Genomic DNA, 21,035 nt, shown 5'->3' on the forward strand with positions numbered 1-21,035 from the left:
CGCCGGCCTCCCCCGGGCCGGACGGCAGACGTATCAGATATTTCGGGTACGACCAGAGATGCCGTCCTGCGACCCTTCCGCACATTTCCGGAGAGACTGCTAAGCATGTTCCGCTACATCGTGCGGCGCCTACTGCAGATGGTCCTGGCGTTCTTCGGGACCACCCTGATCGTCTACGCGCTGATGTTCGCCGGCCAGGGCGACCCGATCCAGGCCCTCGCGGGCGAACGACCGGTGACGGAGGCTCAGCGGGCCTACCTCACTGAGAAGTACCACCTGGACGCCACCGGTGTCGGCGGCTTCTTCTACCGCTACTTCGACTACGTCAAGAGCCTGCTCCAGGGGGACCTCGGCCAGTCACTGACCGGCCGCCAGATCGGCGACATCCTGCAGGCGGCCTGGCCGGTCACCCTGAAACTCGCGCTCATCGCGCTCGCCGTGGCGATCATCGTCGGGGTCACCGCCGGCGTCGTCGCAGGCATCCGCCGGGCCAGCATCTTCGACAACTCGACGCTCGTGCTGACCCTGCTGGTGCTGGGCATCCCCACCATCGTGCTGGCGCCGCTGGCGCAGTACTTCCTGGGCGTCAAGTGGCAGCTCTTCCCGCCCACCGCCGGCTCGGAGCCGACCTTCTACGCGCTGCTGCTGCCCGGCATCGTGCTCGGCTCACTGTCGCTGGCCACCGCGCTGCGGCTGACCCGTACCTCGGTGGCGGAGAACCTGCGCGCCGACTACGTACGGACCGCCCGGTCCAAGGGCCTGGTCAAGCGCCGCATCGTCACCGTGCACGTGCTGCGCAACTCGCTCATCCCGGTGATCACCTTCCTCGGTGTGGAACTGGGCAACCTGATGAGCGGCGCGATCATCACCGAGGGCGTCTTCAACATCCCCGGCGTGGGCTTCAACCTCTTCCGCGGCATCCGCACCGAGGACGGCCCCCTGGTGGTGGGCATCGTCAGCGTGCTGGTCGTGGTCTACCTGGTCTCGAACCTGGTGGTGGACGTCCTGTACGCCGTACTCGACCCGAGGATCCGCTATGAGTGACTTCGAAACTGTGGCGGCCACCGAGAACCAGGCCGCTCGCCGTGGGCCCTCGGGCGAGCCCGGCACACCGGGCCAGATCGGCGCGCCGAACAAACCGCGCAGCCTGGCCGGGGACGCCTGGCGCGACCTACGCCGCAACCCGATCTTCTGGATCTCGCTGGCGCTGGTCGTCATCCTCACGCTGATGGCCCTGGCCCCCGGCGTGTTCACCGCCAACGACCCGAGGGACTGCCTGCTCTCCCGGCAGCACGCCGGGCCGTCCGGCGGAGCCATCTTCGGGTACGACTTCCAGGGCTGCGACACGTACTCCCGGGCGGTCTATGGCACCCGGGCCTCGCTGCTGGTCGGCGCGCTCGCCGCGCTCGGCACCGGGGTGATCGCGCTGGTGGTCGGCATGCTGGCCGGCTACTTCGGCCGCTGGGTCGACGCGGTGCTCTCCCGGGTGATCGACGTGGTGCTCGGCATCCCGCTGCTGCTGGCCGCGATCGTGCTGCTCAAGCGAGTCGCCAGCGACAGCGAGACCGCCCGGATCGCCGCGGTGATCTTCGTGCTGGCCATCCTCGGCTGGACCACGGCGGCCCGGGTGGTGCGCTCCTCGGTGATCACCGCCAAGGAGCAGGACTACGTGGCGGCGGCCCGGATGCTCGGCGCCGGCAACGGTCGGATCATGTGGCGGCACATCCTGCCGAACTCGCTGGCCCCGGCCATCGTCGTGCTGACCATCGCGCTCGGCTCGTTCATCGCCGCCGAGGCGACGCTCTCCTTCCTGGGCATCGGCCTGAAGGCACCGACCATCTCGTGGGGCCAGGACATCGACACCGGCCGCATCCACATGCGCGAGGCGGCCACGCCGCTGATCGTCCCGTCGGCCTTCCTCGCGCTGACCGTGCTGGCGTTCATCATGCTCGGCGACGCGATCCGTGACGCCTTCGACCCGAAGCTGCGGTGAGAACCTCATGACCCACTCCACCGTCCAACCCACCCCCGCCTCCGCCACCCCCGAGGGTGGCCACCTGTTGGAGCTGCGGGACCTGCACGTCGAGTTCCGGACCAACGAGGGCGTGGCCCGGGTGATCAACGGTGTGTCGTACCACCTGGACGCCGGGGAGACGTTGGCCGTGCTCGGCGAATCGGGCTCCGGCAAGTCGGTCACCGCCCAGGCGATCATGGGCATCCTGGACACCCCGCCCGCGTTCATCCGCTCCGGCCAGATCCTCTACCGGGGTCAGGATCTGCTCACCCGCTCCGAGGAGCAGCGCCGGCAGGTCCGCGGCAAGGAGATCGCGATGATCTTCCAGGACGCGCTCTCCGCGCTGAACCCGGTCTTCCCGGTCGGTTGGCAGATCGGCGAGACGCTGCGCCAACGCGCCGGCATGTCCCGGGGCGACGCCCGCCGCCGGGCCATCGAGCTGATGGACCTGGTCAAGATCCCGGGCGCCGCGAAGCGGATCGGCGACTACCCGCACCAGTTCTCCGGGGGCATGCGGCAACGCGTCATGATCGCCATGGCGCTGGCGCTGGACCCGAAGGTGCTGATCGCCGACGAGCCCACCACGGCGCTCGACGTCACCGTGCAGGCCCAGATCATGGACCTGCTGGCTGACCTGCGCCGGGACCTCAACATGGCGATGGTCCTGATCACCCACGACCTGGGCGTGGTCGCCGGCGTCGCGGACCGGATCGCGGTCATGTACGCCGGCCGGATCGTCGAGCACGCCGACGTCCGCTCGCTGTACCGGGCGCCGGCCCACCCGTACACCAAGGGTTTGCTGGAGTCGATCCCGCGCATGGACGTCCGCGGTCAGGAACTGTCGACGATCAAGGGGCTGCCGCCGAACCTCATGCGGATCCCCTCCGGATGCCCGTTCCACCCCCGGTGCCCGTACGTCCAGCAGGTCTGCGTGGACGTGGTGCCGCACGACCTGGTCCTCGGCGACGGCCGGACCAGCGCTTGCCACTTCGCGCAGGAGGTCCTTGATGACAGCGCCCGCTAGCTCCACCAAGGTCCGGGGCGAGACCATCCTCTCCGTCGACAACCTGGTGAAGCACTTCCCGATCAGTCAGGGTGTGCTGTTCCAGCGGCAGGTCGGCGCGGTCAAGGCCGTCGACGGCGTGAGCTTCGAGCTGCGCCGGGGCGAGACGCTCGGCATCGTCGGCGAGTCCGGCTGCGGCAAGTCCACCCTCGCCCGGCTGCTGATGCGGCTGGAGACGCCCACCTCCGGCCGGGCCACCCTGGAGGGCAAGGACCTCTTCAAGTCATCCGGGTCAGAGCTGCGCCGGCTGCGCCGGAACATGCAGATGGTCATGCAGGACCCGTACACCTCGCTGAACCCGCGGATGACGGTCGGCGACATCATCGGCGAGCCGTTCGAGATCCACCGCGACGCGGCGCCGAAGGGCAGTCGGGAGCGGCGGGTCCAGGAGTTGCTGGACGTGGTCGGGCTCAACCCGGAGCACATCAACCGGTACCCGCACCAGTTCTCCGGCGGTCAGCGCCAGCGCATCGGCATCGCCCGCGCGCTCGCCCTGCGGCCGGAGATCATCGTCTGCGACGAGCCCGTCTCGGCGCTGGACGTCTCCATCCAGGCCCAGGTGATCAACCTGCTGGAGCAGCTTCAGGACGAGTTCGGGCTCTCGTACATCTTCATCGCCCACGACCTGTCCGTGGTGCGGCACATCTCCGACCGGGTCGCCGTGATGTACCTCGGCAGGATCGTCGAGATCGGCACCGAGGACGAGATCTACGAGCGGGCGACCCACCCGTACACCCAGGCGCTGCTCTCCGCGGTGCCGGTGCCGGACCCGGAGGCTCGCGAGCAGCGCAACATGATCCGACTCGTCGGTGACGTGCCCAGCCCGGCCGACCCGCCGTCGGGCTGCCACTTCCGGACGCGCTGCTGGAAGGCGCAGGACATCTGCGCCACCGAGGACCCGCAGTTGGTGCCCCGCGCCGCCGACGCGCACCCCTCTGCCTGCCACTTCGCCGAACTCCGCCCACCGATCCCCACCACCTGACCCCGTTCCCCGCGCCGTCGATCATGGAGTCGTGGTGGCCGTGTTGTGGCCTATCGCGGCTTTCACGAGGCACCACAATTCCATGATCGACGCGGGGGTAGGCCGGGGTTAGGCCAGGGGTTAGTGGAAGAAGTGGCGGGTGCCGGTCAGGTACATCGTGACGTTGGCTTCCTTGGCGGCGGCGATGACCTCTTCGTCGCGGATCGAACCGCCGGGCTGCACGATGGCGCGGACACCGGCCTCGATGAGGATCTTCGGGCCGTCGGCGAACGGGAAGAACGCGTCCGACGCGGCGACCGATTCCCGGGCCCGGTCGGCGCCCGCACGGCTGACCGCCAGGAGCGCCGAGTCGACCCGGTTGACCTGCCCCATGCCGACCCCGACGGTGGCGCCGTCCTTGGCGAGCAGGATCGCGTTGCTCTTCACCGCGCGGACCGCCCGCCAGGCGAACGCGAGGTCGCGCAGCAACTCCTCGTCCGCCGCCTCGCCGGTCGCCAGCCGCCAGCTCGCCGGATCGTCGCCGGGGGCATCCACCCGGTCGGCGACCTGGGACAGCACGCCACCTGTCACCGGCCGCCACTCGACCTTCGCCGGGCTCCAGGCCGGCGCGCGCAGCAGCCGGATGTTCTTCTTGCCCTGCAACACCTCGACCGCACCCTCGTCGAAGCCCGGGGCGACCACCACCTCGGTGAAGATTTCGGCCACCTGCCGGGCCAGCTCGACCGAGACCGGCCGGTTGACCGCGATCACCCCGCCGTACGCCGACACCGGGTCGCAGGCGTGCGCCTTGCGGTGCGCCTCGGCCACGTCCGCGCCCACCGCGATACCGCACGGGTTGGCGTGCTTGATGATCGCCACGGCCGGCTGGTCGGCGAAGTCGTTCGCCGCCCGCCAGGCGGCGTCCGCGTCGACGTAGTTGTTGTAGGACATCTCCTTGCCGTGCAACTGCTCGGCCTGGGCCAGCCCCGCCGGGGCGTCCGGGTCGGTGTAGAGCGCGGCCGGCTGGTGCGGGTTCTCCCCGTAGCGCAGCACCGCGGACTTGCGCAGCGCCAGCCCGGCGAACGCCGGCCACCAGTCGTCGGCCGGGGCCAGCTCCTGAGCGCACCACTGGGCGACCGCCACGTCGTACTCGGCGATGTCGGCGAACGCCCGGGCGGCCAGTGCGCGGCGCTGGGCCAGGGTGAACCCGCCCTCGCCGAGCGCGGCGCGCAACGCCGGGTACCCGGCCGGGTCGGTGAGCACGGCGACCGAGGCGTGGTTCTTGGCGGCGGCCCGCACCATGGCCGGGCCGCCGATGTCGATCTGCTCGACGCACTCGTCGACGCCGGCGCCGGAGGCGACCGTCGCCTGGAACGGGTAGAGGTTGGAGACCAGCAGGTCGAACGCGGCCACTCCCAGCTCGTCGAGCTGCGCGACGTGCGTGTCCTTGCGCAGGTCGGCGAGGAGACCCGCGTGCACCTTCGGGTGCAGGGTCTTCACCCGGCCGTCGAGCACCTCGGGGAAGCCGGTCACCGTCTCCACCGGCGTCACCGGCACCCCGGCGGCGGCGATGGTGGCCGCCGTGCTGCCGGTGGACACGATCTCCACGCCGGCCGCGTGCAGGGCCTGGGCCAGCTCGACCAGCCCGGTCTTGTCGTAGACGCTGACCAGCGCCCGCCTGATCGGGCGGCGCCCGTCCTGAGTGGAACTCACGGAACCGTGACCTTCCTTCCGGTGATGGTCCAGCCTTCGCGGACCAGGCGGCCGACCTGCTCGACGAGCTGGCGCCGCTCGGCTTCCTTGATGCGCTCGGTGAGCGTCTCCACGTCGTCGGAGTCCAGCACCGGCACCGCGACCTGCGCCACGATCGGCCCGGTGTCCATACCGGCGTCGACGAAGAACAGCGTGGCCCCGGTGAGCTTCACGCCGTAGGCGAGGGCATCGCGCGGGCCGTGGATGCCGGGGAACGCCGGCAGCAGGGTGTTGTGGGTGTTCAGGTAGCGGTCGCCGAAGGCGGCGAGGAAATGCGGGCCGACCAGCTTGAGAAACCCGGCGGAGATGACCAGGTCGGGTTGGTGCTTCGCGACGTGCGCGGTGAGCGCCCGGTCCCAGTCCTCCCGGGTCTCGTGGTCGCGGACCCGCTCGACGAACGTCGGAACCCCGGCGGCTGCGGCCCGGTCCAGGCCCGCGATTCCGTCGCGGTCCGCGCCGACCGCGACAACCTGCGCGCCGTACGCGGGGTCGACGGCGGCGTTCAGCAGCGCCTGTAGGTTGCTCCCGGAGCCGGAAACGAGGACAACGATGCGGGCGACGGACGCGGGCTCGGTCACCGGGCAACCCTATCGGGCAGGTCAGGACGCCCATCGGCTGGGCGGCGCGCTGATCGTTGACAGTCCCGCGGGCATCGATTCGGTACGCTGCCGGTCGCTCGGGCTGAACACCGTGCCGGCCGCACCCCGTCAGTGATCCGGCACGCCAGCCGCGTCGTCTGAATGAGGAGCACCCCCATGCAGCCCGGTTACCACCCCCAGCAGCAGCCGCCAATCAACAACAACATGACAATGTCGATCGTCGCCATCTTCCTCTTCTGGCCGCTGGCCATTCCGGCGATCATCAACGCGTCCAAGGTCAACCCGCTTCTCCAGCAGGGCGACTACGCCGGAGCGCAGGCCGCTGCCGCGGAGTCACGGAAGTGGTCGAAGTGGGCCCTGATCGCCGGCATCACGTGGTATGCCATCTTCCTGGTGTGCTGTGCGTTGGGCGGTCTGGGCGCGCTCATGAGTGGCGGCAGCGGCAACTCGTGAGTAGGAACAACAGCAGCTACTGACAAACCCAGCCCAAGGAGCTTCTCGAATGCAGCCCGGTAACCCCGGTCAGGACCCGTACGGCCAGCAGCCCAATCAGGACCCGACCGCCCCCCAACCGCCGCACGACCCGTACGCTCCGCCGCCGGCCGCCCCGTACGGTCAGCAGCCCACCTCCGGCCAGCCGTACGGCCAGCAGCCGCAGGACCCGTACGGCGCACCGCAGAACCCGTACGGCCAGCAGCCCTACGGCCAGCAGCCCACCCCCGGGCAGCCCTACGGCCAGCAGCCCACCTCGGGGCAGCCGTACGGCCAGCAGCCGCCGTACCAGGACCCGTACGGCCAGCAGCAGCCGCCGCCCTACGGTGCGCCGACGTACCCGAACGCCGGTTACCCGCAGCAGCAGGGGCAGAACAACACCCTCGGCCTGGTGTCGATGATCCTCGGCATCGCGTCGATCCCGCTGATCTGCTGCCTCTACCTGGGCATCCCGGTCGGCATCGCGGGCGTGGTGACCGGTTACCTGGCCCAGCAGAAGGTCGCCCAGGGCCAGGCCAACAACGGCGGGCAGGCCAAGGCCGGCCTGATCTGCGGTGCGGTCGGTGCCGGGTTGGGCATCCTGCTGATCATCTTGAGCATCGTGGCGAACGTCAACCTGCCGACCGAGCCCTGAGCGGTCCGGTCCTGACGGGGCGCTCCGGATTCGTCCGGGGCGCCCCGCGCCGTCTCCGCCATGGCCACCGCCCGCGCCGGGCGTCCGGCCGGGTCAGGGCCCGGTCGAGGGCGGGGTCGCGGCGCTGGTGCGGGGTTTCTGCGCGGGGGCCCGGGTGAGGGCCCGGGTCGCGGCGGCGCCGAGCAGCGCGCCGACCGCGATGACACCGGCCGCCACCGCGCCGACCTGCCAGCCCACCGGCCCGACCTGCGCCAGCCGGCCGGCACCGAGCGGCCCGCCGGAGACGGCGGCGGCCACGCCGAGCAGCACGCCGGCCACCGGCCCGGCCAGCGCCGCCGGCGCCAGCAGCTCAGCCCAGCGCTGCGGCGCCCGCTCCGGCCCGGCCAGCCGGGCCACCCGGCGGGCGAGCAGCCAGCCGGCAACCATCCCGGCCAGCACCGGCACTGCGAGCAGCAGGGCGCCGAAGCCGTCCACCGGGCCGCGTGGCAGGCCGGCGAGCAGCGGTACGGCCGGCAGCGCGCCGACCGACACCTCGCTGGTGCGGACCGCGGTGTCGACGCCGACCGCGAAGCCCGGCCCGAGCAGGTAGCTGGTCGACCAGACCGCCGCGTTCGGCGCGTAGGCGAGGCTGACCAGGGTGATCCCGGCCTGCCCGGCCACCCCGGTGCGGTACGCCCCGATCATGTCCGCCGCGTCCCCGCCGCCGGTGGCCACCGCCAGGCCGGCCGCGCCGGCGCCCGCGCCGAGCAGGAGGATCCCGGCCACCAGACCGGTGCGTACGCCGTCGCGCAGCGGACCCGGCATCCGGGTGACGAGCAGCCGGGTCACGGCGGTGATCCGGGTCGCGCCGACCAGCGCGGCGAGCGTGCCAACCACCGCGAACGTGGCTGCCGCCCGCACCAGGGACACGTCCGGCCCGCCGGAGCCGACCAGCACCGCCGCGAGCGCGCCGAACAGCGCGTACGCGATGCCGACCGCGCCCGCGGCGAGCAGTGCCCGGCGCGGTGAGCGGGTGCCGCGGGCACCGATCGCGCGGCTGACGTGCACGCCGGCCCGGGTCAGCCGCCAGAACGCGAGCACGGTCAGCGCCAGCGGGGCGAGCCCGAACGGGCCGGACTCGGTCTGCAGCGGCACGCCGTGCCCCAGCAGCCAGCCGGCCAGCGTGGTGCGCAGGGTGCCGGTCAGCGTGGCGGAATCCGCGCCGAGTTGGACCAGGCCGAGCACGATGGCGACCGGCAGGTACGAGGTGAGCGCGGCCCAGCCGGCGGCCACCCCGGCGGCGACGAGCAGCGGTGCCCGTCCGCGCGGCGACCCGCCGGCGCGGGGGGCGGGCACCCGCCGGCCCGGCGCGGCACGGTCGGCCGTCCGGTCGTCGGCGCGCACACCGGCGGTCCGGCTGGGATGGTCAGGGGTGACGGGGGACATCGGCTCTACTCTGGCACGTCGTGCGGGCAGTGGCAGTCCGTTAACCCGCCCCGAGCGGCGGCGAGTTGACCGAAGCGGGGTCCGGGCCGTCCGGCCGGGTCTAGCCTCGGCCCAGAGGGGCTGACCGTCGCCGCCACCCGGGCCGGGTCCGCCGGTCGCGTTCCGGGTCGGCCCGCCGCCCACGAGCGCCCGGAGGAAGCCGTGACGACCGCATACCCGCCGCCCCCGCCGCCACCGGCCAGGGGACGGGACCGGACCACGCTCTGGGGCGTGCTGGGCATCGTGCTCGGCCTGATCTGCTGCGGCATCCTCGGCATCATCTTCGGCTACCTGTCCATCCGCGACGCCCGGCGGTACGGCCAGTCGCCCCTGCTCGGCTACCTCGCCATCGCGTTCGGCGTGATCAACATCATCGGCGGCGCGATCCTGCGCCTCAGCGGCAACTACCCGTTCTGGAACAACGACTGAGCCCGTGCCGGGTGGTCAGCCGACCAGCCGACGTTGGTACCGCAGGCCGGCGCGGCCGCCGACGCGGACCTCACCCACCACGGTGAATCCGGTGCGCGCCAGCACCGTCCGGGACGCCGGATTGTCGAGGGTGGCCATCGCGGTGAGGGCGACGAGCCCGTACCCGGTGGCGGCCAGGTGGCACACCTGCTCGACCGCGGCGGTCGCCACGCCCTGCCCGGCGGCCCGCTCACCGACCCGGTAGCCGAGTTCGGCCGTCCCGTCCGCGACGTCCACCAGGTTGACCCGGCCGACCAGGTCGCCCAGCTCGGCAAGGACGACGTGGAAGTGGCACACACCGCTCTCCTGCTCGGCCAGCAACGCCCGGTGCCGGTCGGCGAACCCGGCGAAGTACGCGTCGCCGCGATCCGGCACGGAGCGCGCGAAGTACGCGCGGTTCTCCTGCTCGAAGGCCAGCAGGGCGTCCGCGTGGTCGGCCCGGAGCCGCTCCACCGTCAGCATTCCGGCAGCATACGGAGCGCGGCCTCCCGGTGGTACGCCGAGGGGGCCGACCGGAACCGGTCGACCCCCTTCGGTGCTGCCTGGTCCGCTCAGCTGCCGGACATGATCTCGCGCATCAGGCGGGCGGTCTCGGTCGGCGTCTTGCCGACCTTGACCCCGACCGCCTCCAGCGCCGCCTGCTTCCCCTCGGCGGTGCCGGCCGAGCCGGAGATGATCGCACCGGCGTGGCCCATGGTCTTGCCGGGAGGCGCGGTGAAGCCGGCGATGTAGCCGACCACCGGCTTGGTGACGTTGGCCTTGATGAACTCGGCGGCACGCTCCTCGGCGTCACCGCCGATCTCACCGATCATGACGATGGCGTCGGTGTCCGGGTCGGCCTCGAACGCCTTCAGAGCGTCGATGTGGGTGGTGCCGATGATCGGGTCACCACCGATGCCGACGCAGGTGGAGAAGCCGATGTCGCGCAGCTCGTACATCATCTGGTAGGTCAGGGTGCCGCTCTTGCTGACCAGGCCGATCCGGCCGGAGCCGGTGATGTCGGCCGGGATGATGCCGGCGTTGGAGGCGCCGGGCGAGGCGATGCCCGGGCAGTTCGGCCCGATGATCCGGGTCTGCTCGCCCTGCGCCACGTTGTACGCCCAGAACGCGGCGGTGTCGTGCACCGGCACGCCCTCGGTGATCACCACGGCCAGCGGGATCGCGGCGTCGATCGCCTCGACCACGGCGGCCTTGGTGAACTGCGGCGGCACGAAGATGACCGTGACGTCGGCACCGGTCTCGGCCATGGCGTCCGCCACGGACGCGAAGACCGGCAGCTCGGTGCCGTCGAAGTCGACCTTCTGGCCCGCCTTGCGCGGGTTGACGCCACCGACGACGTTGGTGCCGGCGGCGAGCATCCGCCGGGTGTGCTTGGAACCCTCGGAACCGGTCATCCCCTGGACGATGACCTTCGAGTCCTTGGTCAGCCAGATAGCCATGATCAGACCCCCGCAGCTGCCAGCTCGGCGGCCCGCTCGGCCGCACCGTCCATGGTGTCCACCCGCTGCACGAGCGGGTTGTTCGCGCTGTCCAGGATCGCCCGGCCGGCCTCGGCGTTGTTGCCGTCGAGACGGACGACGAGCGGCTTGGTGACCTGCTCGCCACGCTGCTCCAGCAGGGCCAGCGCCTGGATGATGCCGTTGGCGACCTCGTCGCAGGCGGTGATGCCGCCGAAGACGTTGACGAAGACGCTCTTCACGGCCGGGTCGGAGAGCACGATCTCCAGCCCGTTGGCCATCACGGCGGCGCTCGCGCCGCCGCCGATGTCGAGGAAGTTGGCCGGCTTGACGTTGCCGTGCCGCTCACCCGCGTACGCGACCACGTCGAGGGTCGACATGACCAGACCCGCGCCGTTGCCGATGATGCCGACCTCGCCGTCGAGCTTGACGTAGTTGAGGTCCTTCTCCTTGGCGGCCTGCTCCAGCGGGTCCACCGAGGCCTGGTCGACCAGGGCCTCGTGGTCCGGGTGCCGGAACGCGGCGTTCTCGTCCAAGGTGATCTTGGCGTCGAGCAGCAGCATCCGCCCGTCGCCGTTCTTGGCCAACGGGTTCACCTCGACCAGGGTGGCGTCCTCGGCGACGAACGCCTGCCACAGGCCGACAGCCACCTCGACCACCTGGTCGGCGACCTCGGACGGGAAGCCGGCGGCGGTGACGATCTCGCGGGCCTTCGCCTCGTCCACACCCTTGACGGCGTCGATCGGGGCCTTGACCACCTTGTCCGGGGTATCGGCGGCGACCTGCTCGATGTCCATGCCGCCGGCCACGCTGGCGATGCAGAGGAAGGTGCGGTTCGCCCGGTCGAGCAGGTACGAGAAGTAGTACTCCTCGGCCACGTCCGCGGTCACCGTGATCATGACCTTGTGGACGGTGTGACCCTTGATGTCCATGCCGAGGATGTCGGTGGCCCTGGCCACCGCCTCATCCGGGCCCTCGGCAAGCTTGACGCCGCCGGCCTTACCTCGGCCGCCGACCTTCACCTGCGCCTTGACGACCACCCGACCGCCGAGGCGTTCGGCGATCGCGCGGGCCTCTTCCGGGGTAGTGGCGACGCCGCCGGCCAACACGGGCAAGCCGTGCCGCTCGAACAGGTCCCGCCCCTGGTACTCGTACAGGTCCACGATTGCGCGTCCCGTCCCGTCTCCGCGGCGCGCCGTCGCGCCGCCACCAGCGTTCAGAAAACAGTTTGACGCCTGTCATCACTTGAAACAGGCCATTGGCCGCAGCCTAGCGAGGTGGGCACCGCCGGCAACCGAGCGGGTGCGCGGTGTGCGGTAATGCACAACCGGGCAGCAGACAAGGCAGGTTCCGGCCACGTTACGGGCGGCGTCCACCGTCCGGGCGATGTTGCCGGGGGTGCGTAACCCGCCCGTCGGGGCGTCGTTGAGTCAGGTGTCGGAGCGCTGATCAGCGCGATGACGGGAGACGGCCGATGCCCTGTCGGTCGAGGGGTGGCGGCGGGGCATCGTGCATAGAGGGGCCGGACGTGTGAGGGGTGCGTCCGGCCCCTCCCCCGTGTCCGGACCCGCCCGACCACCCGTTCCGGCGTCGCCTCAGGCGACCGGCTGCGCGACGTTCTGCCGGACCCACTCGACGATCGACGCAGTGGTGGCGCCCGGCGTGAAGATCTTGGCGACGCCCAGCTTCTCCAGCTCGGGGATGTCGCCGTTCGGGATGATGCCGCCGCCGAACACGACGATGTCCCGGGCATCCCGCTCACCGAGCAGCTCCAGCACCCGACGGAAGAGCGTCATGTGCGCGCCGGAGAGTACGGAGAGGCCGACCGCGTCGGCGTCCTCCTGGATCGCGGTCTCCACGATCTGCTCGGGAGTCTGGTGCAGGCCGGTGTAGACGACCTCCATCCCAGCGTCCCGCAGGGCACGCGCGACCACCTTGGCGCCACGATCGTGGCCGTCCAAGCCTGGCTTGGCGACGACGACCCGAATACGAGAGCTCATCAGCGCACACCTTTCACCGGCTCCACGGCCTTCACCTGAACGAACGGTAACCCGGCCGACCGGCCCCGGGAAATCTGGGCCGGAAACCCGCTCGACGAACCGGCGTCGCGGGGCGGGATCACCGGGAGTGCGGACGGGTACACCGATGGCATTCGACGGTCCCCGCCGTCAAGCCGGACGACTCCGCCGGACCGGTCACGCTCGGCGACGAACGGACAGTAACGAGGGCGCCGTTCGACGTCACGATGCGTGACAATCTTGGACGCAAACGGACAGATCGGCACGCCAATTCGGCGCTTCGGCTTGTGGGTCGCCTGGTGGTTGGCTAACGTGTCCACGGTTGTCATCAGGTCCATGGACGGGTGACGACGCGGCCAGCGGACGTTCACTTGAGCGTCACGAACGTCCACCGGCCGCCTCGGAACCCCGACAACGGAGGGTGTGCGTGCGCCAGCGCCTGTCGTCTGAGCCCGATCGATATCGCGGTCGTCGCCGCGTTCCCACCCCCCCGCGTAGCCGTTACGCCGCGGTCGTCACCACCGCGTTCGTCGGAGCCGGCATCGTCGCGCTCGGCGCGGGCGCCATGCCGGACGCCAAGGACGTCAGCTCGTCGGTCCTCGACGACCTGAAGCAGGCCTCGGCCACCAGCCAGGACGCCGCGGCCCGTGCCGACAACGCCGACCGCGCCTCCCGGGACAGCCGGAGCAAGGACGCCGCCGAGCCCGACGTCTGGCTGCTGCCCCTGCAGGGCTACGACTTCAACTCCCCCTACGGTGTGCGCTGGGGCAAGATGCACACCGGCGTCGACCTGGTCGCCCCCGAGGGCACGCCGTACCTGTCGGTCCACGACGGGCTGGTCACCAAGGCCGGCTGGTATGGCGGGTACGGCCAGGCGGTGATCGTCCAGCACGCCGACGGCAGCGAGGCCATCTACGGCCACTCCTCCGCGCTGAGCGTCAAGGAAGGGCAGCAGGTCAAGGCAGGCGACCAGCTCGGACTGGTGGGCTACACCGGCCACTCCTACGGCACTCACCTGCACCTTGAGATCCATGTCAAGGGCCAGCCGGTCGACCCGGTGCCGTTCCTCCAGGAGCGCGGAGTGGACATCAAGCTGCAAGTCGAGGCAATCTACAGCGAGGTAGCCGCGTCCTGACGCTGCGTACTGACCGTTGACCGCCCGGATCTGTCGATCCGGGCGGTTTTTCGTTGCCCGGGTCGGCTGGATGTCTGCTGGGTCACAGCACCGACTGTGACCGGTGACACCGGCCCGCATGATCACTTTTACGGACGGAACAACGCAGAGCGGACCATATCCGGGCAGGTGACACTCGGCCCGTCGGCCGGCGCCTCGGTCCCCGTACCCGGGTCAACTCGGCCCGACACCAGTATTTCGAGGTCAAGTGCCCCTCGACTGTGAAGGTCCGCCGTGCAGGAAGACAGCCCCGTCCAGAACGAGAACACCCCCGACACCGCCACCGAGCAGCCGCAGCGCGCCGGCCGGCGGAGCCGTCTCATCGTGCTCGGCGCGGCCGCCCTGGTCGTCCTCGGCCTGGGCGGCGTCGCCGTCGCCACCACCGGCTCGGACCGTCCGGCGCCCACCGCCGTCTCCGCCGACGCGCAGTCCCGGGCCGAGGCCGCCAGCCGCGCGGACCGCTCCGCCCGTGAGTCGAGCGCGCCGGTCTCCCCGTCGGCCAGCCCGACACCGAGCCCGTCGACGGCCAGCGCCAGCCCGACACCGACGAAGACGGCCACCGCGAAGCCGAAGCCGAAGCCGAAGAAGACCACCAAGCCCACGCCCGCCTGGGTCGACCCGATGCCGGGCGCTGCGGTCACCTCCTGCTACGGGCAGCGCTGGGGCACCCTGCACGCCGGCATCGACCTGGCGCTGCCCTCCGGCACGCCGATCCACGCCGCTGCCGCCGGCACGGTGGTCCAGGCCGGCGACGCCGCCGACGGGTACGGCAACTCCGTCTTCGTCGACCACGGCAACGGTTACCTGACCCACTACGCCCACCAGAGCCGGATCGCGGTCACCGTCGGGCAGAAGGTCAAGGCCAACCAGGTGATCGGCTACGAGGGCGCCACCGGCGACGCCACCGGCCCGCACCTGCACTTCGAGGTGCACCAGGGCATGTGGAACCAGATCGACCCGGCGCCGTTCATGCGGGCACGCGGCGTCGACCTGGGCTGCTGACTCAATGCTGAATGAGACCGGCGACCGGGACGGAGGCGACGTGGCCGGTCACCGGAAGGGTCTGCGCCAGTGCGAGGCCGATGTCTACCAGCGATGATCGGCGCAGGCGAGCTACGTCGGGTATCGGAGTCCAGACCGACTCGGCGGTCTCGCCGTTCGGCTCGGGCCGGAGAGCGCCACCGGTGATACGAACTCGGTAGAAGATGCCGACGTTCTGGTGCTCGATCCCCAACCACGCCTCGGCAACGGGGATCACTCTCGAGTCCACACCCAGGAGACGTTCGACCACCGCGTCGCAGCCGGTCTCCTCGGCGACCTCCCGGATCACCGCATCGAACGGATCCTCCGCGTGCTCGACCTTGCCGCCTGGGAGGGTCCAGTGAGTGTCGCCCGCCGGTGGTACGTAACGGGCGAGCAGTACCCGCTCATCCTCGATGCACACGGCGTACGCCGCCAGCCGGAAACTCATCCTCGCACCTCCCGCCGGACCCTATATCAGTGATCTCTCGACCTCGGGCGTGCTCGGTCGCGGCATCCGGGAAAGAGTGGCCTCAGCACCTCCGGAGGCCACTCTTTCCCGGATGTAGCGCGAATCGTGGGAGGGCGACTCCGGCTCGACGTGACGAGGTCAGAGCTTGTCGATCGGGGCGTGCCGCAGCACCAGCCACATCGTCTGGTCGCCGAACTCGATCTGCGCGCGGGCGCCGGGGCCGTGCCCCTCGACGGCGACCACCCGCCCCAGCCCGTAGCGTTGGTGGTTGACCCGGTCGCCGGCCGCCACCTTCGGACCCTGCGGCAGCTCACTGGCCGTGGTCAGGCGGCTGGCGTCCACGCCGAGCCGCTTCGCCAACTGCGCGGCCTTGGGCGTGCCCCCGCTGAACGTGCCCCGCCCGCCGGGCACGCGGTCCGCGCGACCACCGACGCCGCCGCCCCCGCCAGCCCACGAGGTGTACGAACCCTCAGTGCGCTCCCAGTGCACCAGCTCCGGTGGAAGCTCCTCCAGGAACCGGGACGGCGGGTTGTAGGCCGGCTGCCCCCAGGCCGAGCGGGTCACCGCCCGGGAGAGGTAGAGCCGCTGCCGTGCCCGGGTGATGCCCACGTACGCCAGCCGACGCTCCTCCTCCAGCTCGCGGGTGTCGCCCAACGAGCGCAGGTGCGGGAAGACGCCGTCCTCCAGCCCGGTCAGGAAGACCACCGGGAACTCCAAGCCCTTGGCGGTGTGCAGCGTCATCAGGGTGACCACGCCCTGATGGTCGGGGTCGTCGGAGGGAATCTGGTCGGCGTCGGCGACCAGCGCGACCTGCTCCAGGAAGCCCGCCAGAGTGGCCCGCTCCCCCTCCTCGCCCAACGCCTCGATCCGCTCGGTGTACTCCCGGGCGACGCTGACCAGCTCCTGGAGGTTGTCCACCCGGCCGGCGTCCTGCGGGTCGAGGCTCTCCTCCAACTCGGTGAGGTAACCCGAGCGGGTCAGCAGCGCCTCCAGCACCTCCTCCGGGGTGCCGGTCTCGGCCAGCGTGCGGGCGTCGTCGAGCAGCGCCACGAAGTCGGCGATGCCGTTGGCCGCCCGGCTGGAGATGCCCGGCGCCTCCCGGGCCCGGCGCAGCGCGGCGCCGAACGAGATCCGGTCGCGGCTGGAGAGCGCTTCGACGCACGCCTCCGCACGGTCGCCGATCCCCCGGCGCGGGGTGTTCAGCACCCGCCGCAGGCTCACCGTGTCGTCGTCGTTGACCACCGACCGCAGGTACGCGAGCGCGTCGCGGACCTCCTTGCGCTCGTAGAAGCGCACCCCGCCGACCACCTTGTAGGGCAGGCCGACCCGGATGAACACCTCCTCGAAGACCCGGGACTGGGCGTTGGTGCGGTAGAAGACGGCGACGTCACCGGGACGGGTCTCGTCGGCGTCGACCAGCCGGTCGATCTCCCGGGCCGCCCAGTCCGCCTCGGCGTGCTCGGTGTCGGCCACGTAGCCGACGATCCGCTCGCCGGCGCCGGCCTCGCTCCACAGCCGCTTCGGCTTGCGGGAGGTGTTCCGGTCGATCACCGCGTTGGCCGCGTTGAGGATGGTCTGGGTCGAGCGGTAGTTCTGCTCCAGCAGGATCGTCCGCGCGTTGCTGAAGTCCCGCTCGAACTCCAGGATGTTGCGGATCGTCGCGCCCCGGAACGCGTAGATCGACTGGTCGGCGTCGCCGACCACGCACAGCTCGGCCGGGTCCAGCCCCTCGGTGCCGGAGACCAGCTCCTTGATCAGCGTGTACTGCGCGTGGTTGGTGTCCTGGTACTCGTCGACCAGGACGTGCCGGAACCGGCGGCGGTAGCTCTCCGCGACGTGCGGGTGGGACTGGAGCAGGTGCACGGTGGTCATGATCAGGTCGTCGAAGTCCAGTGCGTGCGCCTCGCGCAGCCGCCGCTGGTAGAGCGTGTACGCCTCGGCCAGCGCCCGCTCGTTGGGCCCCTTGGCCCCCGCCGCGAACTGCTCCGGGTCGACCAGCTCGTTCTTCAGGTTGGAGACCTGGGCGGCCAGCCCACGCGCCGGGTAGCGCTTCGGGTCCAGGTCCAGCTCGCGGGCGACCAACTGCATCAGCCGGCGGGAGTCGTCCGCGTCGTAGATCGAGAACGTGGACTTGAGGCCGGCGTGCTCGTGCTCGGCGCGCAGGATCCGGACACACGCGGAGTGGAACGTCGACACCCACATCAGCCGGGCCCGCGGGCCGACCAGCGCGGCCACCCGCTCCTTCATCTCGCCAGCGGCCTTGTTGGTGAAGGTGATCGCGATGATCTCCCCGGGGTGCACGTCCCGCGCGGCGAGCAGGTAGGCGATCCGGTGGGTGAGCACCCGGGTCTTGCCGGAACCGGCGCCCGCCACGATCAACAGCGGCGAGCCGGCATGAGTGACCGCGTCGCGCTGCGGCCCGTTCAGCCCGGCGAGCAGCTGCTGCGGATCGAGGCGTACGGCGGACGGCCGGGGCCGGTCCGGGCGAGCCGGCGCGGACTCCGGCGCAGGCGGGGACGCGGGGATGTCGAAGAGAGGATGCATCGCCCAGCAAGTCTATGCCGCCGGGCAGACACTTCCCGACCGCGCGGTGTCGTGGCTCGCGCCGTCTCCCCCGTCGCCGCACCGTGCCGTCCGATCGAACCGCTTGCGCACGGGCGGGCGGCATGGGCATACTCGACGGCGTGTTCGCTCAGCGCTACTACTTTTACTACGGCACCGGGAGTCCGGCAGCCGTAGGTCGCGCCTGATCGATCAGACCTGCAAAAAGCCCCGGGCTCCTGGAGTCCGGGGCTTTTTCGTCCCGGGATCCGGGCACCGGGCACCACAGTGCGAGGGGTACCCGATGATGACAGACGTGGCGGAGCAGAACGGCGGCCCGACCCGACCGGGGGCGGAGCAGCCCCCGGCGAACGGGAGCGAGCCGGTGGCGGCGACGACGCCGCCGGCCGAGGACGCCGGGGTCGCCGAGGACGGCGGGCCGGCCGAGGCACGGACCGGCACCGCGGAGCCGGCCGCCGCCGCGCGGATCGTGCAGATCAGGGAACGGATCGACGAGATCGACCACGCGTTGATCGCGCTGTGGCACGAGCGGGCCACGCTGTCCCAGGAGGTCGGCGCGACCCGGATGGCCTCCGGCGGCACCCGCCTGGTGCTCTCCCGGGAACGGGAGATCCTGGAGCGCTTCCGGATCGCACTCGGCGCCGACGGCACCCAACTGGCGCTGCTGCTGCTCCGCGCGGGCCGCGGCCCGCTGTGAGCCGCTCCGGCGGCCCACCGGGCGCCGGACCGGCCCGATACCCCCGCCGGCCCGCCGGCGCGGGAGCGGCCCGATCAGGGCCACGGACAAACGAAACCGCCTGCCGTCGTCGTGGTGACGTCGGCAGGCGGTTCCGGTGACTCACGCCTCGTGAGTGGCGACGATCTCGCGCCGCTCCGCGAAGTGGCAGGCGCTCGGGTGGTCCGAGGTCTGCCGGATCTCCAGCAGCGGGACCTGCTCGGCGCAGACGTCCTGCGCCTTCCAGCAGCGGGTCCGGAACCGGCAGCCCGAGGGCGGGCTGATCGGCGACGGCACGTCACCCGTGAGCCGGATGATCGTCTTGTTGTTCCGCTGCGTCGGGTCCGGCACCGGCACCGCGGAGAGCAGCGCCTGGGTGTACGGGTGGGTCGGCCGCTCGTAGATCTCGTCCTCGGTGCCGATCTCGACGACCTTGCCGAGGTACATCACCGCGACCCGGTCCGAGAGGTGGCGGACCACCGACAGGTCGTGCGCGATGAAGATGTACGAGAGCCCGAACTCGGTCTGCAGTTGCTCCAGCAGGTTCATCACCTGGGCCTGGATGGACACGTCCAGCGCCGACACCGGCTCGTCGCAGACGATCACCTCGGGCCGCAGGGCGAGCGCGCGGGCGATCCCGATGCGCTGGCGCTGACCGCCGGAGAACTGGTGCGGGTACCGGTTGATGTGCTCCGGGTTGAGCCCGACCAGGTCGAGCAGCTCCTTGACCTTGCCCCGACGGCTGCCCTTCGGCGCCACCTCGGGGTGGATCTCGAACGGCTCACCGATCAGGTCACCGACCGTCATCCGCGGGTTCAGCGAGGTGTACGGGTCCTGCATCACCAGCTGGATCTGCCGACGGAGCCGCCGCAGCGCACCACCGGAGAGCTTGGAGATGTCCTGGCCCTTGTAGACCACGCTGCCGGCGGTCGGCTTCTCCAGGTTCATCAGGACCCGGGCGAGGGTCGACTTGCCGCAGCCGGACTCACCGACCACGCCGAGCGTCTCACCGGCACGCAGACCGAACGAGACCCCGTCGACCGCCTTGACCTGACCGACGGTCTTCTTGAACACCACACCCTGGGTGACGGGGTAGTGCTTGACCAGGTCATGGACCTCGATGATGTTCTCAGACACGGTTCACCAGCTCCTCGGCGAAGTGGCAGGCGCTGGCCCGGGCGTGACCCACCTGCAGCAGCGGCGGGACCTTCTCCCGGCACACCGGCTGAGCCATGGGGCAGCGCGGGTTGAACGGGCAGCCCGGCGGGATGTTCATCAGGTTCGGCGGAAGGCCCTTGATCGTCCGGAGCTGCTGCCCCTTCTCGTCCATCCGCGGGATGGAGTCGATCAGGCCCATCGTGTACGGGTGCGCCGGCTTGGCGTACAGGTCGTACACGTCGGCTTCCTCGACGATCCGGCCCGCGTACATGACCGCGATCCGGTCCGCGACGTCGGCGACCACGCCGAGGTCGTGGGTGATCAGGATCATGCCCATCTGCCGCTCACGCTGGAGCTCGGCGAGCAGGTCCATGATCTGGGCCTGCACGGTCACGTCGAGCGCGGTGGTCGGCTCGTCCGCGATCAGCACCTCCGGGTCGAGCGCCAGCGACATCGCGATCATCGCGCGCTGCCGCATACCGCCGGAGAACTGGTGCGGATAGTTGTTGAACCGGCCCTTGGCGTTCGGGATCTTGACCTGGTCGAGCATCTCGATCGCACGCTTCTTGGCGTCCGCGCGACCCATGCCCCGCCGGACCCGGAACTGCTCGGCGATCTGGAACCCGACGGTGAAGACCGGGTTCAGCGCGGAGAGCGCGTCCTGGAAGATCATCGCGATGCCCTCACCGCGAATGCGGCGCCGCTCCTCTTCGGACATGCGGAGCATGTCCTTGCCGTGGAAGCGGACCTGCCCGCCGGTGACGAACCCGGGCGGGGTGTCGAGGATGCCCATGATGGTCTGCGCCGTGACGCTCTTACCGGAGCCGGACTCGCCGAGCACGGCGAGGGTCTCCCCCGCGTCGACGTGGTACGTGACCCCGTTGATGACCTTGGCGACGCCGTCCCGGGTACGGAACTCCACCCGCAGGTCGTCGACCTCGAGCAGCCGGCCAGAGGGACGTCCGGACCCGCCGGTTCCCGGCGCGGACTGCTCGGACACGAGAATGTCGGA

Annotated in this window: 22 protein-coding genes; 10 read left to right on the forward strand and 12 right to left on the reverse strand. The window is 71.0% G+C overall.

The window, feature by feature from the left end:
* Nucleotides 1-105: 105 nt before the first annotated feature.
* The 4 genes from OG470_RS02275 to OG470_RS02290 are packed head-to-tail and all read left to right on the forward strand — an operon-like array spanning nucleotide 106 to nucleotide 4,059.
* Nucleotides 106-1,044 (forward strand): ABC transporter permease, encoded by a 939-nt coding sequence (locus OG470_RS02275; RefSeq protein ID WP_328420251.1) that lies wholly within the window; start codon nucleotides 106-108, stop codon nucleotides 1,042-1,044.
* Nucleotides 1,037-1,993: an ABC transporter permease gene (locus tag OG470_RS02280; protein ID WP_328420253.1), complete on the forward strand. Its 957-nt coding sequence runs from the start codon at nucleotides 1,037-1,039 to the stop codon at nucleotides 1,991-1,993. The genes OG470_RS02275 and OG470_RS02280 overlap by 8 nt, the downstream gene beginning before the upstream one ends.
* 7 nt (nucleotides 1,994-2,000) lie before the next feature.
* Nucleotides 2,001-3,038 (forward strand): ABC transporter ATP-binding protein, encoded by a 1,038-nt coding sequence (locus tag OG470_RS02285; RefSeq protein ID WP_328420255.1) that lies wholly within the window; start codon nucleotides 2,001-2,003, stop codon nucleotides 3,036-3,038.
* On the forward strand, nucleotides 3,022-4,059 hold the full coding sequence (locus tag OG470_RS02290; protein ID WP_328420257.1) for an ABC transporter ATP-binding protein: 1,038 nt from the start codon (nucleotides 3,022-3,024) through the stop codon (nucleotides 4,057-4,059). Before OG470_RS02285 ends, OG470_RS02290 begins: the two co-directional genes overlap by 17 nt.
* 120 nt (nucleotides 4,060-4,179) lie before the next feature.
* Here the strand turns inward: OG470_RS02290 and purH are convergent, their stop codons facing one another.
* Both purH and purN read right to left on the reverse strand, forming a co-directional pair.
* On the reverse strand, nucleotides 4,180-5,751 hold the full coding sequence (gene purH / locus OG470_RS02295; protein ID WP_328420259.1) for a bifunctional phosphoribosylaminoimidazolecarboxamide formyltransferase/IMP cyclohydrolase: 1,572 nt from the start codon (nucleotides 5,749-5,751) through the stop codon (nucleotides 4,180-4,182).
* Nucleotides 5,748-6,368, reverse strand: coding sequence for a phosphoribosylglycinamide formyltransferase (gene purN, locus OG470_RS02300; protein ID WP_328420261.1), 621 nt, complete (start codon nucleotides 6,366-6,368; stop codon nucleotides 5,748-5,750). Before purN ends, purH begins: the two co-directional genes overlap by 4 nt.
* Before the next feature lie 177 nt (nucleotides 6,369-6,545).
* Here purN and OG470_RS02305 point away from each other — a divergent pair, with 177 nt between their 5' ends.
* Nucleotides 6,546-6,842, forward strand: a complete 297-nt coding sequence (locus OG470_RS02305; protein WP_328420263.1) for a CD225/dispanin family protein — start codon at nucleotides 6,546-6,548, stop codon at nucleotides 6,840-6,842.
* Between the two features lie 49 nt (nucleotides 6,843-6,891).
* The gene (locus OG470_RS02310) at nucleotides 6,892-7,515 is read left to right on the forward strand and encodes a DUF4190 domain-containing protein (RefSeq protein ID WP_328420265.1); all 624 of its coding nucleotides are present in this window, start codon (nucleotides 6,892-6,894) and stop codon (nucleotides 7,513-7,515) included.
* 93 nt (nucleotides 7,516-7,608) lie between these two features.
* Here the strand turns inward: OG470_RS02310 and OG470_RS02315 are convergent, their stop codons facing one another.
* Nucleotides 7,609-8,940 (reverse strand): cell division protein PerM, encoded by a 1,332-nt coding sequence (locus tag OG470_RS02315; protein WP_328420267.1) that lies wholly within the window; start codon nucleotides 8,938-8,940, stop codon nucleotides 7,609-7,611.
* Nucleotides 8,941-9,141: 201 nt separating this feature from the next.
* Here OG470_RS02315 and OG470_RS02320 point away from each other — a divergent pair, with 201 nt between their 5' ends.
* The gene (locus OG470_RS02320; protein WP_328420269.1) at nucleotides 9,142-9,408 is read left to right on the forward strand and encodes a DUF4190 domain-containing protein; all 267 of its coding nucleotides are present in this window, start codon (nucleotides 9,142-9,144) and stop codon (nucleotides 9,406-9,408) included.
* A gap of 15 nt (nucleotides 9,409-9,423) precedes the next feature.
* Here OG470_RS02320 and OG470_RS02325 read toward each other — a convergent pair whose 3' ends face one another.
* The 5 genes from OG470_RS02325 to OG470_RS02345 form a co-directional block, all read right to left on the reverse strand.
* The gene (locus OG470_RS02325) at nucleotides 9,424-9,909 is read right to left on the reverse strand and encodes a GNAT family N-acetyltransferase (RefSeq protein ID WP_328420271.1); all 486 of its coding nucleotides are present in this window, start codon (nucleotides 9,907-9,909) and stop codon (nucleotides 9,424-9,426) included.
* An 89-nt stretch (nucleotides 9,910-9,998) separates the two neighbouring features.
* Nucleotides 9,999-10,886, reverse strand: a complete 888-nt coding sequence (sucD, locus tag OG470_RS02330; protein ID WP_328420273.1) for a succinate--CoA ligase subunit alpha — start codon at nucleotides 10,884-10,886, stop codon at nucleotides 9,999-10,001.
* A gap of 2 nt (nucleotides 10,887-10,888) precedes the next feature.
* On the reverse strand, nucleotides 10,889-12,067 hold the full coding sequence (gene sucC, locus OG470_RS02335) for an ADP-forming succinate--CoA ligase subunit beta (RefSeq protein ID WP_328420275.1): 1,179 nt from the start codon (nucleotides 12,065-12,067) through the stop codon (nucleotides 10,889-10,891).
* Nucleotides 12,068-12,499: 432 nt separating this feature from the next.
* Nucleotides 12,500-12,904, reverse strand: coding sequence for a cobalamin B12-binding domain-containing protein (locus OG470_RS02340; RefSeq protein WP_252420090.1), 405 nt, complete (start codon nucleotides 12,902-12,904; stop codon nucleotides 12,500-12,502).
* Nucleotides 12,904-13,251, reverse strand: a complete 348-nt coding sequence (locus OG470_RS02345) for a hypothetical protein (RefSeq protein WP_328420278.1) — start codon at nucleotides 13,249-13,251, stop codon at nucleotides 12,904-12,906. The genes OG470_RS02340 and OG470_RS02345 overlap by 1 nt, the downstream gene beginning before the upstream one ends.
* A gap of 98 nt (nucleotides 13,252-13,349) precedes the next feature.
* On the opposite strand from OG470_RS02345, the gene OG470_RS02350 reads away from it, so the two are divergent.
* Together OG470_RS02350 and OG470_RS02355 are read left to right on the forward strand one after the other, a co-directional pair.
* Complete coding sequence (locus tag OG470_RS02350) at nucleotides 13,350-14,057, forward strand: M23 family metallopeptidase (protein WP_328420280.1); 708 nt, start codon at nucleotides 13,350-13,352, stop codon at nucleotides 14,055-14,057.
* 273 nt (nucleotides 14,058-14,330) lie between these two features.
* Nucleotides 14,331-15,098 carry a M23 family metallopeptidase gene (locus tag OG470_RS02355; protein ID WP_328420282.1) on the forward strand — a complete coding sequence of 256 codons (768 nt, stop codon included), beginning with the start codon at nucleotides 14,331-14,333 and terminating at the stop codon, nucleotides 15,096-15,098.
* A gap of 1 nt (nucleotide 15,099) precedes the next feature.
* Here the strand turns inward: OG470_RS02355 and OG470_RS02360 are convergent, their stop codons facing one another.
* On the reverse strand, nucleotides 15,100-15,567 hold the full coding sequence (locus tag OG470_RS02360) for an NUDIX hydrolase (protein ID WP_328420284.1): 468 nt from the start codon (nucleotides 15,565-15,567) through the stop codon (nucleotides 15,100-15,102).
* A gap of 159 nt (nucleotides 15,568-15,726) precedes the next feature.
* Nucleotides 15,727-18,132, reverse strand: a complete 2,406-nt coding sequence (gene pcrA, locus OG470_RS02365; RefSeq protein ID WP_328420286.1) for a DNA helicase PcrA — start codon at nucleotides 18,130-18,132, stop codon at nucleotides 15,727-15,729.
* A gap of 301 nt (nucleotides 18,133-18,433) precedes the next feature.
* On the opposite strand from pcrA, the gene OG470_RS02370 reads away from it, so the two are divergent.
* A complete protein-coding gene (locus tag OG470_RS02370) occupies nucleotides 18,434-18,847 on the forward strand; it encodes a chorismate mutase (protein ID WP_328420288.1) in 414 nt (137 codons plus the stop codon).
* Between the two features lie 141 nt (nucleotides 18,848-18,988).
* Here the strand turns inward: OG470_RS02370 and OG470_RS02375 are convergent, their stop codons facing one another.
* Nucleotides 18,989-20,002: an ABC transporter ATP-binding protein gene (locus tag OG470_RS02375; RefSeq protein WP_328420290.1), complete on the reverse strand. Its 1,014-nt coding sequence runs from the start codon at nucleotides 20,000-20,002 to the stop codon at nucleotides 18,989-18,991.
* Nucleotides 19,995-21,023: an ABC transporter ATP-binding protein gene (locus tag OG470_RS02380; protein ID WP_328426097.1), complete on the reverse strand. Its 1,029-nt coding sequence runs from the start codon at nucleotides 21,021-21,023 to the stop codon at nucleotides 19,995-19,997. Before OG470_RS02380 ends, OG470_RS02375 begins: the two co-directional genes overlap by 8 nt.
* Nucleotides 21,024-21,035: the final 12 nt, after the last annotated feature.

This window comes from Micromonospora sp. NBC_00389 (genome assembly GCF_036059255.1).
Classification (GTDB): Bacteria; Actinomycetota; Actinomycetes; order Mycobacteriales; family Micromonosporaceae; genus Micromonospora.

Coding starts and splice junctions, on each gene's coding strand:
- OG470_RS02275 (WP_328420251.1), top strand. CDS start 106: ATGTTCCGCTACATCGTGCGGCGCCTACTGCAGATGGTCCTGGCGTTC.
- OG470_RS02280 (WP_328420253.1), top strand. CDS start 1,037: ATGAGTGACTTCGAAACTGTGGCGGCCACCGAGAACCAGGCCGCTCGC.
- OG470_RS02285 (WP_328420255.1), top strand. CDS start 2,001: ATGACCCACTCCACCGTCCAACCCACCCCCGCCTCCGCCACCCCCGAG.
- OG470_RS02290 (WP_328420257.1), top strand. CDS start 3,022: ATGACAGCGCCCGCTAGCTCCACCAAGGTCCGGGGCGAGACCATCCTC.
- OG470_RS02305 (WP_328420263.1), top strand. CDS start 6,546: ATGCAGCCCGGTTACCACCCCCAGCAGCAGCCGCCAATCAACAACAAC.
- OG470_RS02310 (WP_328420265.1), top strand. CDS start 6,892: ATGCAGCCCGGTAACCCCGGTCAGGACCCGTACGGCCAGCAGCCCAAT.
- OG470_RS02315 (WP_328420267.1), bottom strand. CDS start 8,940: ATGTCCCCCGTCACCCCTGACCATCCCAGCCGGACCGCCGGTGTGCGC.
- OG470_RS02325 (WP_328420271.1), bottom strand. CDS start 9,909: ATGCTGACGGTGGAGCGGCTCCGGGCCGACCACGCGGACGCCCTGCTG.
- sucD (WP_328420273.1), bottom strand. CDS start 10,886: ATGGCTATCTGGCTGACCAAGGACTCGAAGGTCATCGTCCAGGGGATG.
- OG470_RS02340 (WP_252420090.1), bottom strand. CDS start 12,904: ATGAGCTCTCGTATTCGGGTCGTCGTCGCCAAGCCAGGCTTGGACGGC.
- OG470_RS02345 (WP_328420278.1), bottom strand. CDS start 13,251: ATGACAACCGTGGACACGTTAGCCAACCACCAGGCGACCCACAAGCCG.
- OG470_RS02360 (WP_328420284.1), bottom strand. CDS start 15,567: ATGAGTTTCCGGCTGGCGGCGTACGCCGTGTGCATCGAGGATGAGCGG.
- pcrA (WP_328420286.1), bottom strand. CDS start 18,132: ATGCATCCTCTCTTCGACATCCCCGCGTCCCCGCCTGCGCCGGAGTCC.
- OG470_RS02370 (WP_328420288.1), top strand. CDS start 18,434: ATGATGACAGACGTGGCGGAGCAGAACGGCGGCCCGACCCGACCGGGG.